The organism is Qipengyuania thermophila (assembly GCF_004153605.1).
GTDB classification, from domain to species: Bacteria; Pseudomonadota; Alphaproteobacteria; order Sphingomonadales; family Sphingomonadaceae; genus Qipengyuania_B; species Qipengyuania_B thermophila.
Genome location: NZ_SDSI01000002.1, coordinates 439832 through 455282, shown reverse-complemented (window position 1 = coordinate 455282; position 15451 = coordinate 439832). Strand labels below are relative to the sequence as shown.

At 68.0% G+C, this 15451-nt stretch carries 15 protein-coding genes and 1 tRNA gene; 14 read left to right on the top strand and 2 right to left on the bottom strand.

Going from position 1 to position 15451, the window contains the following annotated elements; all coding sequences use genetic code 11:
- The first annotated feature begins 62 nt into the window (after positions 1 to 62).
- The 6 genes from ETO60_RS06525 (at position 63) to ETO60_RS06500 (ending at position 4999) form a co-directional block, all read left to right on the top strand.
- Positions 63 to 695 (top strand): 50S ribosomal protein L25/general stress protein Ctc, encoded by a 633-nt coding sequence (locus ETO60_RS06525; protein WP_130003892.1) that lies wholly within the window; start codon positions 63 to 65, stop codon positions 693 to 695.
- Between the two features lie 126 nt (positions 696 to 821).
- The gene (gene pth, locus ETO60_RS06520) at positions 822 to 1394 is read left to right on the top strand and encodes an aminoacyl-tRNA hydrolase (RefSeq protein WP_130003890.1); all 573 of its coding nucleotides are present in this window, start codon (positions 822 to 824) and stop codon (positions 1392 to 1394) included.
- 63 nt (positions 1395 to 1457) lie between these two features.
- Entirely contained in the window at positions 1458 to 2459 is a 1002-nt protein-coding gene (locus tag ETO60_RS06515; RefSeq protein WP_130003888.1) for an SDR family NAD(P)-dependent oxidoreductase, read from the top strand.
- A 128-nt stretch (positions 2460 to 2587) separates the two neighbouring features.
- Positions 2588 to 3688, top strand: a complete 1101-nt coding sequence (gene ychF, locus ETO60_RS06510; RefSeq protein WP_130003886.1) for a redox-regulated ATPase YchF — start codon at positions 2588 to 2590, stop codon at positions 3686 to 3688.
- Positions 3689 to 3738: 50 nt separating this feature from the next.
- Positions 3739 to 4542, top strand: coding sequence for a DUF1206 domain-containing protein (locus ETO60_RS06505; RefSeq protein WP_130003884.1), 804 nt, complete (start codon positions 3739 to 3741; stop codon positions 4540 to 4542).
- 10 nt (positions 4543 to 4552) lie between these two features.
- Positions 4553 to 4999, top strand: coding sequence for a MaoC family dehydratase (locus ETO60_RS06500; protein ID WP_130003882.1), 447 nt, complete (start codon positions 4553 to 4555; stop codon positions 4997 to 4999).
- Between the two features lie 23 nt (positions 5000 to 5022).
- On the opposite strand, the gene ETO60_RS06495 is transcribed toward ETO60_RS06500, so the two are convergent.
- Together ETO60_RS06495 and mutL are read right to left on the bottom strand one after the other, a co-directional pair.
- Positions 5023 to 5484, bottom strand: coding sequence for a hypothetical protein (locus tag ETO60_RS06495; RefSeq protein ID WP_145963482.1), 462 nt, complete (start codon positions 5482 to 5484; stop codon positions 5023 to 5025).
- 29 nt (positions 5485 to 5513) lie between these two features.
- Entirely contained in the window at positions 5514 to 7295 is a 1782-nt protein-coding gene (gene mutL / locus ETO60_RS06490; protein ID WP_130003878.1) for a DNA mismatch repair endonuclease MutL, read from the bottom strand.
- Between the two features lie 209 nt (positions 7296 to 7504).
- On the opposite strand from mutL, the gene ETO60_RS06485 reads away from it, so the two are divergent.
- The 8 genes from ETO60_RS06485 to ETO60_RS06450 all read left to right on the top strand — a co-directional run bounded on the left by ETO60_RS06485 (position 7505) and on the right by ETO60_RS06450 (position 15444).
- Positions 7505 to 8548 (top strand): rod shape-determining protein, encoded by a 1044-nt coding sequence (locus ETO60_RS06485; protein ID WP_130003876.1) that lies wholly within the window; start codon positions 7505 to 7507, stop codon positions 8546 to 8548.
- Between the two features lie 151 nt (positions 8549 to 8699).
- Positions 8700 to 9542, top strand: a complete 843-nt coding sequence (gene mreC, locus ETO60_RS06480; RefSeq protein WP_130003874.1) for a rod shape-determining protein MreC — start codon at positions 8700 to 8702, stop codon at positions 9540 to 9542.
- Positions 9542 to 10093 (top strand): rod shape-determining protein MreD, encoded by a 552-nt coding sequence (locus ETO60_RS06475; RefSeq protein WP_130003872.1) that lies wholly within the window; start codon positions 9542 to 9544, stop codon positions 10091 to 10093. The genes mreC and ETO60_RS06475 overlap by 1 nt, the downstream gene beginning before the upstream one ends.
- The gene (mrdA, locus tag ETO60_RS06470) at positions 10093 to 12147 is read left to right on the top strand and encodes a penicillin-binding protein 2 (RefSeq protein WP_130004625.1); all 2055 of its coding nucleotides are present in this window, start codon (positions 10093 to 10095) and stop codon (positions 12145 to 12147) included. The genes ETO60_RS06475 and mrdA overlap by 1 nt, the downstream gene beginning before the upstream one ends.
- Positions 12144 to 13259, top strand: a complete 1116-nt coding sequence (gene rodA, locus ETO60_RS06465) for a rod shape-determining protein RodA (protein ID WP_130003870.1) — start codon at positions 12144 to 12146, stop codon at positions 13257 to 13259. Before mrdA ends, rodA begins: the two co-directional genes overlap by 4 nt.
- A 79-nt stretch (positions 13260 to 13338) precedes the next feature.
- A tRNA-Lys gene (locus tag ETO60_RS06460) sits at positions 13339 to 13414 on the top strand.
- Positions 13415 to 13570: 156 nt separating this feature from the next.
- Positions 13571 to 14224: an SRPBCC family protein gene (locus tag ETO60_RS06455; protein ID WP_234026367.1), complete on the top strand. Its 654-nt coding sequence runs from the start codon at positions 13571 to 13573 to the stop codon at positions 14222 to 14224.
- The gene (locus ETO60_RS06450) at positions 14224 to 15444 is read left to right on the top strand and encodes a zinc-dependent alcohol dehydrogenase (protein WP_130003866.1); all 1221 of its coding nucleotides are present in this window, start codon (positions 14224 to 14226) and stop codon (positions 15442 to 15444) included. Before ETO60_RS06455 ends, ETO60_RS06450 begins: the two co-directional genes overlap by 1 nt.
- Positions 15445 to 15451: the final 7 nt, after the last annotated feature.

The following is a 15451-nucleotide window of genomic DNA, read 5'->3' as shown; positions in this document are numbered from 1 at the left end:
GGTCATCCCTGGAGGCGGAGCGGCATGGCTGACAGCAATCAAGCATTCGAAAGGTAAAGACGATGAGCGACGCTCTGAGCTTGCCGGCCGAGGCGCGCGAGCGGGCAGGCAAGGGAGCCTCCCGCGCACTGCGCCGCGAAGGCCGCGTCCCCGCCGTGATCTACGGCGGCCGGGAGGAACCCCGCGCGATCCATGTCGAGGAAAAGGAACTGGTCCGCCAGCTGAACACCGGCCATTTCATGAACTCGGTCGTGGAGATCGCTCTGGGCGGTGAAACCATCCGCACCATCCCCAAGGACGTCGCTCTTCATCCGGTCAAGGACCGGCCGCTCCATGTCGATTTCTTCCGCCTGTCGGGCGACGCGCAGATCGAGGTGGCCGTGCCCGTGGTGTTCGTGAACGAGGACGCATCGCCGGGGCTCAAGAAGGGCGGCGTGCTCAACATCGTGCGGCACGAGGTGCAGCTGATCTGCAGCGCGGACAACATCCCGGCCGAAGTGACGATCGACGTCACCGGCCGCGACGTTGGCGACTCGATCCACATCAGCGACGTCACGCTTCCTGAAGGAACGAGCAGCGCCATCACCGATCGCGACTTCACCATCGCCACGCTGGTCGCTCCCTCGGCGCTCAAGAGCAGCGATGCCGAGAGCGGTGCTGACGAAGCCGCTGCGGTCGAGGGCGAACAGGGCTGAGCCGGGCTTCAACCTTCCAGTAGGGTGGCGCGCGGCCGTTCGCCGGCCGGCGCCGCCCCCCCCGCCCTGCTAACCGGTCAACGGCAACCCACCGCGGCGGCGCCGCGTTCAATGTGAGGCATCCTCATGCAGATCTGGGCCGGTCTGGGCAATCCGGGTCCGCGCTATGCTCTGAACCGCCACAATGTCGGCTTCATGGCCTGTGACGTGATCGCGGAGATGCACGCATTCGGGCCGGTGCAGAAGAAATTTGCCGGCTGGGTACAGGAGGGACGGATCGCAGATGTCCGCATTGTCCTGCTCAAGCCGGCCACCTTCATGAACGAGTCCGGCCGTGCCGTGGCCGAGGCGTTGCGGTTCTACAAACTGCCGGTGGACGCCCTTACCGTTTTTCACGACGAGCTTGATCTGGCCCCCGGCAAGGTCAAGGTCCGCGTCGGGGGCGGTCTCGCCGGCCACAACGGCCTGCGGTCGATCGACCAGCATCTCGGGCCAGAGTTCAGGCGGGTGCGCATCGGCATCGGCCATCCGGGAAGCAAGGAGCGCGTCACCGGACACGTCCTCGGGAACTATGCCCGGGGCGAGATCGACGCGCTGACAGACATGCTGGCGGCCATCGCCGCGGAGGCGCCCTGGCTGGCGGCGGGCGACGATGCCCGGTTCATGAGCGAGGTGTCGCGGCGGCTCCAGGACGAATGATCCCTCCTCAGGTTGTGCGGGCGGGCTTCACCGGCGTAGGATCATCCAAAAAGGAGACCAGTCTTGCCGAAAGTCAGCCGCCGCAGCCTGCTCGCCGGGGCCGCAGCCGCCGGGTCGCTTGCCACCGCCCATGCCGCCTTCGCCGGCGCGCCCTGGTCGGAGGGGCAGCCGGACCTCAAGGGCACTTCGATCCTGATCACCGGTTGCTCCTCCGGCTTCGGGCGTCTTGGCGCGGAGCACTATGCAAGGCTGGGCGCAAAGGTGTTCGCCACCATGCGCGGCCTGCCCCGACCCGAGGCGGACACGCTGCGCGCGCTCGCGGCGCGTGACGGGCTCGACATCACCGTTCTCGACCTCGACGTGACCAGCGACGAGCAGGTCGCCGCGGCGGTGGCGGAGGCCGAACGGCTCGCCGGCGGGGCGCTGGACGTGCTGGTCAACAACGCTGGCATCGGCATCTCCGGCCCGGTCGAAGTGCAGGACATGGAGGCGACGAAACTCGCCTTCGACACGAACGTGTATGGCTGCCATCGGCTCGCCCGCGCCGTCCTTCCGGCCATGCGGGCGCGACGGCGGGGCCTCATCATCCCCATTTCGAGCCAGCTCGGCCGGGTCATCGCGCCGTTCAGCGGCCACTACTCCGCCACCAAGTTTGCCCTGGAAGCAATGAGCGAAGCCCTGGCCTACGAAGTCGCCATGCACGGGATCGAGGTCGCCATCGTGCAGCCCGGCGGCTATCCGACGGATGTGTGGCGCAACCGCAACCGTTACACCGGTGCCTTGCGCGAACGGATCGAGCCTCGTCACGCCGACGGGTATTGGCAAGTCGTCGAGCGCATGGGCACCGAGGACGGTTCGGGGCGCACCGCCGACCCGATGGACGTGCCGCGCGCCATCGCCAGCATCATTGCCATGCCTGCGGGTTCGCGTCCGCTGCGCACGCCGGTCAGCGCCGGCACTGTTCCGCAGACGGCCATCAACGAGGTCTCGGCGCGCATCCAGGTGGAATGGCTTGGCGGCTCGCCCGCCATCGGCCCCGCAATCCGCGCAGTGCACGGAGTCTGACAGGCTGGCGGGACCGCTATTCCGCGGCTACGGCACGCCGCGCACCCAGCCATCCGCCAACAGTGTCCTGACACACAGGCACGCGCGAGCGGGCGGCGCAGCATGACCGGGAAGGCAGAAGGAACGAGATGGGGTTCAGATGCGGGATCGTGGGACTGCCGAACGTCGGCAAGTCGACTCTGTTCAACGCCTTGACCGAGACGCAGGCGGCGCAGGCGGCCAATTATCCCTTCTGCACGATCGAGCCGAATGTCGGACAGGTCGCGGTGCCCGATGAACGGCTCGAACGCATTGCCGCAATCGCCAAATCGGCCAAGGTCATACCGACGCAACTCGGCTTCGTCGACATCGCCGGGCTGGTGAAAGGCGCCTCCAAGGGCGAAGGCCTCGGCAACCAGTTCCTTGGCAACATCCGCGAGGTTGACGCCATCATTCACGTGCTGCGCTGTTTCGAGGACGACGACATCCAGCACGTCGCCAACCGTGTCGATCCGGTCGCCGACGCGGAGGTGGTGGAGACCGAGCTGCTGCTCGCGGACATGGACAGCCTTGAGCGGCGGGTGGAGAACGCCCGCCGCCGCGCGACCGGCGGGGACAAGGAGGCCAAGGCGCTGGTCAGCGTGCTGGGGCAGGCGCTGGATCTCCTGCGCGACGGCAAGCCTGCGCGGCTGACCGAGCCTAGGGACGAGGAAGAGGCGCGGCTGTTCGCCCAGGCGCAGCTGCTGACCGCCAAGCCGGTGCTGTATGTCTGCAACGTGTCCGAAGGCGACGTGGCCGAAGGCAACGACTTCAGCAGGCAGGTGTTCGCCAAGGCCGCGGCCGAAGGCGCGGAGGCGGTCATCGTCTCCGCCGCAATCGAGGCGGAACTGGTCGCCATGCCGCCCCAAGAACGGGCAGAGTTTCTCGCCGAAATGGGACTGGAGGAGAGCGGCCTGTCGCGGGTCATCCGCGCCGGCTACAAGCTGCTCGGGCTGAAGACCTTCTTCACCGCCGGCCCCAAGGAAGCGCGGGCGTGGACCTTCGCCGAAGGATCAAAGGCGCCCCAGGCCGCGGGCGTCATCCATTCCGACTTCGAACGCGGCTTCATCCGCGCCGAGACCATCGCCTACGAGGACTATGTCGCCCTGAACGGCGAAGCGGGCGCACGCGATGCCGGCAAGCTGCGTCAGGAAGGCAAGGATTACGTGGTGAAGGATGGCGACGTCATGCTGTTCAAGTTCAACGTGTGAGCGGACCCGCGCGCAGTGAGGATCGGGCGGACGGACGCGGAGAGCGGGCGATGAAGAGAAGCGGCACGCGGTTCGAGGCGCTGGTCCGTGCCGGGTTCTTCGCCCGCGCCGTGCTGTACATCGTCCTCGGCGGCATCGCGCTGTTCAGCGCCCGTCACATCGCGCAGGGGACCGACGGCATCTTTGCCGCCATCGAGGAAGCGCCGCTGGGGCGTCCGCTCCTGCTGCTGCTCGTGGTCGGACTGGTCGGCTATGCCCTGTTCCGGCTTGCATCTCCTTTCTTCGACATCGAGAACAGCGGATCCGATGCGAAAGGCTGGGCGAAGCGGCTCGGCCATCTCGGCAGCGCGGTCGGGCACTTCGCTCTTGCCTACACGGCGTGGACCTTCGCCAGCGGCTCCGGAACCGATGGAAACGGCGCCGCCGACGCCGCGGCCACCGCCAGTTCGATGCCGCTCGGCAACACGGCCATCGGCGTGCTCGGTCTCGCCTTCTTCGGCGCGGCCGCCGCGCAGGCGCGCGAGGCGATGACGGGGTCATTCATGCAATTCGTCGCCGGCGACGCTCCGCGGCACACGCGGGTGTTCGGCGCGATCGGCTATGCGGCTCGCACCATCGTGTTCGTCATCATCGGCTGGTCACTCGTGCGGATCGGCTTCATGGACGCAGGGACCAGCGAAGTGCTGACGCTCGGCGAGGCGCTGCGAAGCCTCTCGGGCATCGACATCGCCTTCGTCGCCCTTGCGCTGGGACTGATGGTCTTCGGCGTCTTCAGCCTCATCCTCGCCCGCTACCGGATCGTGCCCGACCTTGACACGGACCGGCTTCCCCGGCCGGGAAAGCAGGCAGACTAGGAGCACCGCCATGCAGCATTACGAGGACATCGAGGTGGGGTCGCGTGACCGTTTCGGCTCCTACGCCGTGACCCGTGACGAGGTGATCGCCTTTGCCACCGCTTACGATCCCCAGCCCTTTCATCTCGACGACGAAGCGGCGGCGGCGACTCATTTCGGCCGGCTGTCGGCGAGCGGCTGGCATACCTGCGCCATGACCATGCGGATGCTCGTCGAACGGATGGCCGACCGGCAGCAGGCCGGGCTTGGCTCGCCCGGCGTCGAGCAGCTCCGCTGGCTCAAGCCGGTCTATCCCGGCGACACGCTGCGCTGCGAATCCGAGGTGCTCGACAAGCGCCGGAGCCAGTCGCGGCCCGACATGGGTCTTTACCGCTCGCGCCTGTCGGTGCTGAACCAGAACGGAGAGACGGTGATGGAGATGGTGTCCACCGGGCTGATCCGCGTGCGGGATCCGTAGGCGCCAGAGGACTGAGCGCCGCCTCAGGCGCCGCACTGCACGCGCCCGGCCATCTGCATGAGGACGCGGTCGTAGCGATCCCTCACCTCGAGCTCGCCGGGATAGTCGGTCGTCTCGTAGCCGCTCTGCCGGCCGGCATCGGAGGCGATGGTCAAGCGGAAGCTGTGCGCCGGGCCGGTGTAGCGGGCGCGTGTGCCATAGGGATGCTCGCTGCTGCCCGCATCCGGCGCGAAGCGGACGACGCGCCCGTCCAGCTTGAGCGCGCCCCTGTCGACCTGCGCAAGGGCAAGGGTCCGGGTGCTCCCGTCGGGCATGAAGACGCATCCGGCTCCGAACAGATCCTCTCGCTCGATGTCGGCAAAGGTGATCGGCTGCAGGTCGAGCGGCTCGGGAGGCGGGCGCTGCGCATCGCGCACGGCGGCGATGGCGCGTTCATCCTCGGCGTCCTGCTCCTGCGGCGGGCTTGCGCCCGAACATGCGGCCAACAGGGCGCATCCGGCAAGCGCGGCCGCTCTCATCGCCGCTCGAACAGTTTGAACACGTCCTGCATCCTCAACTTCACCCAGGTCGGGCGCCCGTGATTGCACTGGCCCGAGCGCGGCGTCCGCTCCATCGTGCGCAGCATCGCGTTCATCTCCGCGACGGTCAGGCTGCGCCCCGCGCGGACGGACCCGTGACACGCCATGGTGGCCAGCACATGCTCCAGCCGCTCCGAAAGAGCAAGATCGTCATCCTCGCGCGCAATGCTGTCGGCCAGGTCCCGCACCAGCGCGGACGGGTCGGCGCCGGCAAGCGCATGCGGCATGCCGCGCACGAGCACGGCCGACGGGCCGAACCGCTCCAGCTGGAGGCCCAGCCGGGCGAAGCTGTCTGCGCGCGCCTCCAGCCGGTCGCACTCGTTCTCGTGCAACTCGACGACGACCGGCATGAGCAGCGTCTGCGAACGGGCGAGCGCCTCCATCGCGCCCGCTGCGCGCAACTGTTCAAGGACCAGCCGCTCGTGGGCGGCGTGCTGGTCCACGATGACAAGCCCGTCCGCCGCCTCGGCGATGATGAACGTGTCCGCCACCTGACCGCGCGCCACGCCAAGAGGGTGTTCGGCGGAAACGGCGGCTGGCGCGTGTTCTGGGGTGTCGGCGCGGCCCATCGGCGCAGCCTCGACCGGAAGGCGCGGCTGGGCGGCACCATCGTCCCACGGCAGGCGTTCCTCGCGCAGCGCGGAATGGGCGGTGCCCTCGGGGACGCAATCCGCAGGCGCCGGCATCCAGCGGGCGTGGGCCGTCAGTCCCGACGGTGCCGCGCTTCTGCGGTCGCCTGTCGCCAGCGCCTCGCGCAGGCCGGAGACGATAAGGCCGCGCACTTGTTCAGGATCGCGGAACCGGACCTGCGTCTTGGCCGGATGAACATTCACGTCGACCTCCTCGGGCGGGAGGGTGACGAACAGCACCAGCACCGCGTGCCGGTCGCGGGGGACGAGCCCGGCATAGGCGCCGCGGATGGCTCCGGCGAGCAGCCGGTCCTTCACTGGCCGCCCGTTCACGAACACGTACTGGTGATCGGCGATCCCGCGGTTGAACGTCGGCAGGCCGGCCAGCCCCCTCACCTCCACCTTGCCCCGGTTCAGCGCCACGGGAACGGCGTCCTCCGCCAGCGCGCGCGCGAGCAGCCGCGCCGCGCGCTCCGCAAGCGTCTCTCCCCCTGCCACCCGGAACACGCGGCGCGAGTCGCTGGTCAGCGAGAAACCGATCTCCGGTCGCGCAAGCGCCATGCGGCGAACAACGTCGAGACAGGCCGCATACTCGCTGCGGGCGGAGCGCAGGAACTGCCGCCGCACGGGTGCCTGCGCGAACAGGCTGGTCACGAGCACCCGCGTCCCCGGGGGTGTGCCCACCGGCCGCCGCTCCACGGTGACGCCGTGATCGACGGTGTGCAACCACCCGCCCCCGGCCGAAGGCGGCCGGCTGGAGATCTCGACCCGTGCGACGCTGGCAATCGAGGGCAGAGCCTCGCCGCGAAAGCCCAGTGTTTCGACAAGCTCGATCCGGTCGTGCGCCAGCTTGGAGGTGGCGTGGCGCTCGAACGCCATGGCGATGCTGTCCGGGTCCATGCCGCAGCCGTCGTCCACCACCTCGAGGCGCGACAGGCCGCCCTCGCCCAGGGCGATGTCGATGGTCCGCGCGCCGGCATCGACGGCGTTCTCCACCAGCTCCTTCAGCGCCGCGGCAGGCCGTTCGACGACTTCTCCGGCGGCGATGCAGTTGATGAGATGCTCAGGCAGGCGGCGGATGAGCGACATGGCGCATGGTGTAGGCGAACCGGCCGGACCGGGCGATGGCCGACCCCCTCGCGCCTGTGAAAAAATGACCCGCAGGGAAGATAATTTTGGATATTTTCACCACGTCTCTTTAGAGGACAGGTTCGTCAACAGCCCCGAGCCGTGCGTGGGTGTCGCTCGTCACTCCCGCCCCGGCTCCGGCCAACCTCGCAGCACGGACCTCTCCTTCCATGGGCTTCTTCTCCAATCTGTTGAAATTCGGCACGCAGAACATCGCCATCGATCTCGGCACGGCCAACACGCTCGTCTATGTGCAGGATCAGGGAATCGTGCTCAACGAGCCGAGCGTGGTTGCGCTCGAGACGATCAACGGCGTCAAGCGCGTGAAGGCCGTCGGCGACGACGCCAAGATGATGATGGGCAAGACTCCGGACAGCATCGAGGCGATCCGCCCCTTGCGCGACGGCGTGATCGCCGATCTCGAAGTGGCGGAGGAGATGATCAAGCATTTCATCCGCAAGGTCCACGGTCGCAAGAGCCTGCTGCGCTATCCCGAGATCACCATCTGCGTGCCGTCGGGTTCGACCTCGGTGGAGAAACGTGCCATCCGCGACGCCGCGTCGAACGCGGGTGCGACGCAGGTCTACCTCATCCTCGAGCCGATGGCGGCGGCGATCGGGGCGGACATGCCGGTCACCGAACCGGTCGGCTCCATGGTCGTCGACATCGGCGGCGGCACGACCGAAGTGGCGGTGCTGTCGCTGCGCGGCCTCGCCTACACCACGTCGGTGCGCACCGGAGGCGACAAGATGGACGAAGCCATCGTCTCCTATGTCCGCCGGCACCACAACCTGCTGATCGGCGACGCGACGGCCGAGCGGATCAAGAAGGACTATGGCATCGCCCGCGCGCCCGCAGACGGCATCGGCGAGCAGATCACGCTCAAGGGGCGTGATCTGGTCAACGGCGTGCCCAAGGAAATCACCATCAACCAGGGACACATCGCCGAAGCGATGAGCGAGCCGATCGGCGCCATTGTCGAGGGCGTGCGGATCGCGCTCGAGAACACGGCTCCGGAATTGGCCGCCGACATCGTCGATCAGGGCATCGTGCTGACCGGCGGCGGCGCGCTGATCAGCGGTCTCGACGAGTTCCTGCGGGAGGAAACGGGACTGCCCGTCAGCGTCGCGGAGGACCCGCTCAGCTGCGTCGCGCTCGGCACCGGGCGGGCGATGGAGGATCCGATCTATCGCGGTGTGCTGATGACCGCCTAGGCGTTCCCTGCCCCGCCGGCTGGACCGGGGCGGGACGGACTTCCGGTTGAGGAGGCGGCCGGGCCGCGCGACGGTCCGGTCCTGTTGCAGACAAGGGTTGGGCAGAGTGCCTGTCAGTTCACGGGTATCCAGCAGTTCCAAGCGGGCGCGCATGTCCCTGTTCACCGGCTACGCGCTCACCGTTGTGGGCGCGCTGCTGGGTGCGGCGCTGATCCTCGCATCGCTGCTTCGGCCCCTGCTGTTCGCGGACGCGCGGGGCATTGCCACCGATGCCATCAGCCCGCTCACCGGTGTCGTTGCAACCATGCGCACGGGGGTTCTGGCCGTCGCCGACGCCGTGTCCGGGTATTACGCCGCCGGAACACAGAACGCGCGGCTGCGGCGCGAGGTGGAAATCGCGCGGATCCGCCTTGCCGAGGCGGAGGCGGTCCGCAGCGAGAACGCCCGGCTGCGCTCCCTTATCGCACTGCGGGAGAGCGAGGCGCCGCCCATCGCCATCACCCGGATGATCGGATCGACAGCCGCCAGCGTGCGCCGGTTCGGCTTCATCGGCGTGGGCGCCGACCAAGGGGTGGAACCCGGCATGGCGGTGCGCACGGCGCGCGGATTGCTGGGCCGGGTGCTGGAAACCGGGCGGGACAGCGCGCGAGTCCTGCTGCTCACCGACACCGAAAGCGCGGTTCCGGTGCGGCTGGTGACCGGCGAAGGCACGGCCATGGCGCAGGGGCGCGGCGACAGCCTGCTGCGGATCAGGCTGATCAATCTGGGTCTCAACCCGCTCAAGAGGGGTGACGTGTTCGTCACCAGCGGCGCCGGCGGCTACTTCACGCCCGGCATCGCCGTGGCCATCGTCGAGACGGTGACCGACGACGGCGCGCTCGCCCGGGTGATCAGCGATCCGGCGGTGTCGGACTTCGTCGCGGTGCAGCCGATCTTCAAGCCCGAAGCCGCCTCCGCGCTTGCCGAGGTCGAGGCGCCCGTGGCGGGTGACTGATGGAGCGCGCTGAACCCTCCGTCCGCCGCATACCGTCACGGGGTGCCATCGAGCGGCGCCATTCCGTCGCGGTGGCGACCCTTGTTCCCTGGCTGAGCGTCATCGCCGCATCCATGGTCCCCACGCTGGTCATCGCCACAGCCCTGCCGCTGGTGCCGCCCACGGGTTTCCTGCTGTTCCTGTCCTGGCGCCTCGTCCGTCCGGGATTGCTGCCGGTATGGTCGGGCCTGCCGCTCGGCCTCGTGGACGATCTGTACAGCGGCCAGCCGTTCGGCTTCGCCATCATGAGCTGGTCGCTGGCCATGCTCGTGCTCGAGATTGTGGAGCGCCGCTTCCCGTGGCGCAGCTTTGCCCATGACTGGCTCGTCGCCGCCATCGTGCTGATCTGCTATCTTGGCGCCGGCATGATCCTGTCCGGAGCCATTCTGCGCCCGCCCCTTCTCGTCGCCATGGTGCCGCAACTCGTTCTGACGATCCTTGCCGTTCCTGTGACCGCGCGTCTTGTGTCCTTTCTCGACCGGCTGCGCCTGCGCCGCTGGCGGCGCGCATGATGAGGCGGCGGCGCCCGCGCGAGCTGATCACGGCCGCGACGCTGCGCGACCGGTTCGACCGCCGCACGGCGATGCTGGCCGCGTTCCAGGGCGGCATCGGCGTCCTCATCGCCGCGCGCATGACCTACCTCGCGGTGTTCGAGAACGAGCGCTACCAGCTGGAATCCGAGAGCAACCGCGTCAACCTGTCGCTGATCCCGCCGCGACGCGGGTGGATCCTCGACCGCAACGATCTTCCCCTTGCCTCCAACCGGGCCGATTTCCGCGTCGACGTCATCCCCGAACGGCTGACCGACAGGGAAGGCGCGATCAGCCTGCTGAGCGACGTGCTCGGCCTGACGGCGGCCGACCGCGCCGACCTGCTGCAGCGCATGGACGAGGCGCGCGGCTTCCAGGCGGTCGAAGTCGCGCAGGGACTGACCTACGACCAGTTCGCCGCCATCAGCGTGCGCCTGCCCGAACTTGACGGGGTGGTGCCGCAGCGCGGGTTCTCCCGCTACTTTCCGACCGGGCCCAGCGTCGGCCATCTGCTCGGCTATGTCGGGCCCGCCTCGCGCGAGGATTACGAGAAGGAACGCAACCCACTGCTCGTCACGCCGGGGTTCAAGATCGGCAAGGACGGGCTCGAGAAGGTGTTCGAGCAGCGCCTGCGCGGGGTGCCCGGCGCCCGGCGCGTGGAAGTCACCGCCTCGGGGCGGATCGTTCGCGACCTGTCGACGCGCGAGGATGTGCAGGGCGCGCCGGTGAAGCTCACCATCGACGGCCCGCTGCAGGATTACGCCGCCCGCCGCATCGGACTGGAGAGCGGATCGGTGGTGGTCATGGACTGCCGCACGGGCGACCTGCTGTGCATGGCGTCGATGCCGTCCTTCGACCCGAACAGCTTTTCGGCCGGGATCGGCCGGATCGAATACGCGATGCTGCGCGAGAATGAGCGCGTGCCTTTGCGCAACAAGGTGCTGCAGGGGCTCTATCCGCCCGGCTCGACGGTGAAGCCGATGGTGTCGATGGCGTTTCTGGAGCAGGGATTGCGGCCGGAACAGACGGTGTTCTGCGGCGGCGGCCTGCGCGTCGGCAACCGGGTGTTCCGCTGCTGGAAGCGCGGCGGCCATGGCCAGGTCGACATGGCCAAGGGCGTGTACCAGAGCTGCGACGTGTATTTCTATCACTTCGCGCAGGCGATCGGCATGGACCCGATCAGCGCGATGGCGCGCCGCTACGGCATGGGCGAGAAGTTTGATCTTCCGGTCACCACGCAGTTCTACGGCACCGTTCCCGATCCCGCCTGGAAGCTGCGCCGCTTCAAGCAGCCGTGGCAGCCCTTCGACACGGTGAATGCGACCATCGGGCAAGGCTACATGCTCTCCAACCCGCTCCAGCTTGCCGTGATGGCCGCGCGGCTGGCGACATCCGAAATGGTCATGCCGCGCCTGGAGTATTCGGACACCGTGCCGCGCTTTGCTCCGATGGGCGTGTCCGAGCAGGACAAGATGTATATCCGGCAGGCGATGAGCGACGTCGTCAACGGACCGGGGACGGCCGGACGCGGACGGCTGCCGCTCGACAACGTCCTCATGGCCGGCAAGACCGGCACGGCACAGGTGGTCGGACTGAACATCTCGGACGGGCGCAGCGGCCCGTGGAAATACCGTGACCACGGCCTGTTCATCTTCTTCGCACCGTTCGACAAGCCGATCTACGCAGGTGCGGTGGTCATCGAGCATGGAGGCGGATCGGGCGCCGCCTACCCCATCGCCCGCGACGTCATGACCTATCTGTTCGACCCGCAGAAAGGCATGGACGCGCTGCTGGCGCTCGAGAAGCAGTGGGGCGGGACAGCCCAGGAACGCCTCGCCGCCCAGTACCGCGCGTATGCGGCCGCGGCCGGCCAGAGCGTGCCGGCGCCGCGCGTCCACGCGGCCGCGGCTGTCGATCCCGTATCGGCCGAGTCGCGCCTCCCCGCGCCCCCGGCGGGGACGACCATGCCGGCTCCGACCGGGAGCGCGGCCGCCGCCGCAGGATCCGCCGCTGCCGGGCTCGTGGAGGAGCCATGAACCGGATCGTGCCCGAGCCGATCAGCCGCCAGCCGTGGTCGCTGTTCGTGCCGCTGCTTCTCCTCGTGCTGTTCGGGGCGGCCGTGCTTCACTCGGCCGCTGGCGGTTCCATGACCCCGTATGCATCCTCACACCTCGTCCGTTTCGGCGTGTTCGTGCTGGTCGCGCTGGCCCTTTCGTTCATGACGCGCCGCTTCGTGAGGCTTGTCGCCTATCCGGCCTATGTCGCCGTGCTGCTGCTTCTGGTGGTGGTGGAGGCCATGGGCGCGATCGGCGGCGGGAGCCAGCGCTGGATCAACATCGGTCCTCTCGTGCTCCAGCCTTCGGAACTGATGAAGGCCGCCATCGTGGTCGTGCTGGCACGGTTCTTCGAGACGCTGCCGGTCGGGATGGTGAACACCTGGCGGGCGCTCGTTCCGCCGCTGGTGATGATCGGTCTGCCCGTGATGCTCGTGCTCACCCAGCCGGACCTGGGAACCGCCCTGGCCATTCTGTTCGGCGGCGGACTGGTCATGTTCTTCGCCGGCCTGCCGCTGCGCTGGTTCGTCGGCGCGGGAGCGGCGGGCGCGCTGGTCGTTCCGCTCGCCTTTTTCTTCCTGCTGCAGGATTACCAGCAACGGCGGATCACCACCCTCTTCGACCCCGGCGCTGATCCGCTGGGCGCGGGGTACCACATCACGCAGTCCAAGATCGCGATCGGTTCGGGCGGGTGGTTCGGCAAGGGGTTCGGCAATGGCACACAGAGCCATCTCAACTACCTGCCGGAACCGCACACCGATTTCGTGTTCGCAACCATGGCCGAAGAATGGGGGCTCGCGGGAGGCCTGTTCGTCCTGCTGATGTATCTGCTGATCCTGCGCTGGGGCTTTGCCGTCGCCCTCTCGAGCGAGGATCGCCTCGGGCGCCTGATTGCGGCGGGCGCGGTGGCGACCATTTTCTTCTACATCGCCGTCAACCTGCTGATGGTCATGGGGTTTGCGCCCGTCGTGGGCATCCCCCTGCCGTTCCTCAGCCATGGCGGATCGGCGCTGCTGACGGTCATGATCTGCATCGGCCTGCTGCTGATGGTCCACCGCTGGAACACCCGCGTCTCTCCGCGCGGTCTTTCCTGACGCCCTGCGGACAGCCTCTTCCCTTTTGCCGCCCGCCCGCTATACGCGCTCGCGGACGAGTCGATTTTACGCCGTCTATGGACGCATAGCTCAGTTGGTAGAGCAGCTGACTCTTAATCAGCGGGTCCTAGGTTCGAGCCCTAGTGCGTCCACCATCCACCTTAATCATGGCCTGACACGCAACCGGCGCTGCGGCACATCGGCGCGCCGTGGTCCGGGATGCGGGCCTGCTCCGCCCTTTCGCGCTCGTGCGCCGGAACATTGTCGGCCTCTCCCGCTTGTAGAGGCACGACGCAGCGGAAGGTGCGATGATGAACACGAGACAGGCGGGCGTGGCGGCAACACTGGCGGGAGCCGGGCTGGCGCTCGGAGGCTTGGCTTTAGGCGCCTTGCTGATGGGGCGGGACAAGCGGCGGCATGAGCATCCCGACAGCGCCCCGGGCTACACCGCTCGGCGCGGGTTCGGAGAGTACGCCGTCACCGGCCGGTCGGTAACGATCAACAAGCCGCGGAGCGAGATCTTCCGGTTCTTCCGCGATTTCCAGAACCTGCCGACCTTCATGGAGAATCTCGAGGCTGTCGAGCCGAAGGGTGACGGGCGCAACGTGTGGAAGATCCGCGGACCGCTCGACCGGGTGTTCGAGGTGGAGACGGAGATCGTCCGCGAAGAGCAGGACGAGCTCATCGCCTGGCGTTCCGTGGACGGGTCGCAGATCCGCACGGAGGGACGCCTCAAGCTGCGCGAGGCGCCGGGCGACCGCGGAACGCAGGTGCAGCTGATCATCGCCTACAAGCCCCCGGCGGGCGAGGCGGGACGGCTGATCGCCAAGCTGTTCCAGCGCGAGCCGGCCGTGCAGGCACGCCACGATCTGAAGCGGCTCAAGATGCTGCTCGAAACCGGTGAGATCGCCACCTCGGCACGGCGCAGGGACGAGACCCGCGCCGCCAAGCAGGAGAACCACTGATGCGCGCCCTCACCTGGCACGGAACGCACGACGTGCGGGTCGAGACCGTGGACGATCCAGAGATCGTCAATCCGCGCGACGCGATCATCAGGGTCACATCGACCGCGATTTGCGGCAGCGATCTGCATCTGTACAACGGCGTCATACCCGGCATGCAGGCGGGAGACATCCTCGGCCACGAATTCATGGGCGAGGTCGTGGAGACCGGCAGCGCCAGCACGCTGAGGAAGGGGCAGCGCGTAGTGGTCCCCTTCCCGATCGCCTGCGGTGCGTGCTTCTTCTGCAACCGGCAGGAATTTTCCTGCTGCGACAACAGCAACCCCGTCGAGAAGCAGGACGCAACCGAGCTGCTTTACGGGCATGCCATGGCCGGCATCTTCGGCTATTCGCACCTCACCGGCGGGTACGCCGGCGGTCAGGCGGAGTATGTCCGGGTGCCGTTCTCGGACGTCGGCCCTCTGGTGGTTCCGGACCACCTCGATGACGATCGCGTCCTGTTCCTCAGCGACATCCTGCCGACCGGGTGGATGGCAGCCGACAACGCACAGATCGAGCCGGAAGACACGGTCGCGGTGTGGGGCTGCGGTCCGGTCGGCCTGTTCGCCGTGCAGTCGGCTCTCGTCATGGGCGCGGCCCGGGTCATCGCCATCGACCATCATCCCCGCCGTCTCGAACTCGCGCGCGGCCTTGGCGCAGAGGTGATCAACTTCCGCGAGAGCCATGTTCTCGAGGCGCTGATGGAGATGACCGGCGGCCTCGGCGTCGACTGCGCGATCGATGCCGTGGGCATGGAAGGACACGGTTTCGCTCTCGACAACATGTTCGACACCCTGAAGCAGAAGGTCGGGGTCGGCGCGGACCGCGCCCACGTCCTGCGCGAAGTCATCCTCGCGGTCCGGAAGGGCGGCAGGGTCTCGGTCCCCGGCGTCTATGGCGGTCTCGCCGACAAGTTTCCGACCGGCGCGATGATGGAGAAGGGTCTGCAGATCCGCACAGGTCAAACTCACGTCCACCGCTACATCAAGGATCTGCTCGCCAGGATCGAGGACGGCGCGCTCGACACGACGTTCCTGATTTCGCACCGTCTTCCGCTCGAGGAAGCGGCGGAAGGTTATCGCCAGTTCCGCGACAACCAGAACGAGTGGACCAAGGTGGTGCTGAAGACCGGGCACTCGGTTGCCGGCGCCTCCGCGCGCGGAGAGGCTGGCACCGCAGTCTAACCTTCGC

Coding starts and splice junctions, on each gene's coding strand:
- ETO60_RS06525 (WP_130003892.1), top strand. CDS start 63: ATGAGCGACGCTCTGAGCTTGCCGGCCGAGGCGCGCGAGCGGGCAGGC.
- pth (WP_130003890.1), top strand. CDS start 822: ATGCAGATCTGGGCCGGTCTGGGCAATCCGGGTCCGCGCTATGCTCTG.
- ychF (WP_130003886.1), top strand. CDS start 2,588: ATGGGGTTCAGATGCGGGATCGTGGGACTGCCGAACGTCGGCAAGTCG.
- ETO60_RS06505 (WP_130003884.1), top strand. CDS start 3,739: ATGAAGAGAAGCGGCACGCGGTTCGAGGCGCTGGTCCGTGCCGGGTTC.
- ETO60_RS06500 (WP_130003882.1), top strand. CDS start 4,553: ATGCAGCATTACGAGGACATCGAGGTGGGGTCGCGTGACCGTTTCGGC.
- mutL (WP_130003878.1), bottom strand. CDS start 7,295: ATGTCGCTCATCCGCCGCCTGCCTGAGCATCTCATCAACTGCATCGCC.
- ETO60_RS06485 (WP_130003876.1), top strand. CDS start 7,505: ATGGGCTTCTTCTCCAATCTGTTGAAATTCGGCACGCAGAACATCGCC.
- mreC (WP_130003874.1), top strand. CDS start 8,700: ATGTCCCTGTTCACCGGCTACGCGCTCACCGTTGTGGGCGCGCTGCTG.
- ETO60_RS06475 (WP_130003872.1), top strand. CDS start 9,542: ATGGAGCGCGCTGAACCCTCCGTCCGCCGCATACCGTCACGGGGTGCC.
- mrdA (WP_130004625.1), top strand. CDS start 10,093: ATGAGGCGGCGGCGCCCGCGCGAGCTGATCACGGCCGCGACGCTGCGC.
- rodA (WP_130003870.1), top strand. CDS start 12,144: ATGAACCGGATCGTGCCCGAGCCGATCAGCCGCCAGCCGTGGTCGCTG.
- ETO60_RS06455 (WP_234026367.1), top strand. CDS start 13,571: ATGAACACGAGACAGGCGGGCGTGGCGGCAACACTGGCGGGAGCCGGG.
- ETO60_RS06450 (WP_130003866.1), top strand. CDS start 14,224: ATGCGCGCCCTCACCTGGCACGGAACGCACGACGTGCGGGTCGAGACC.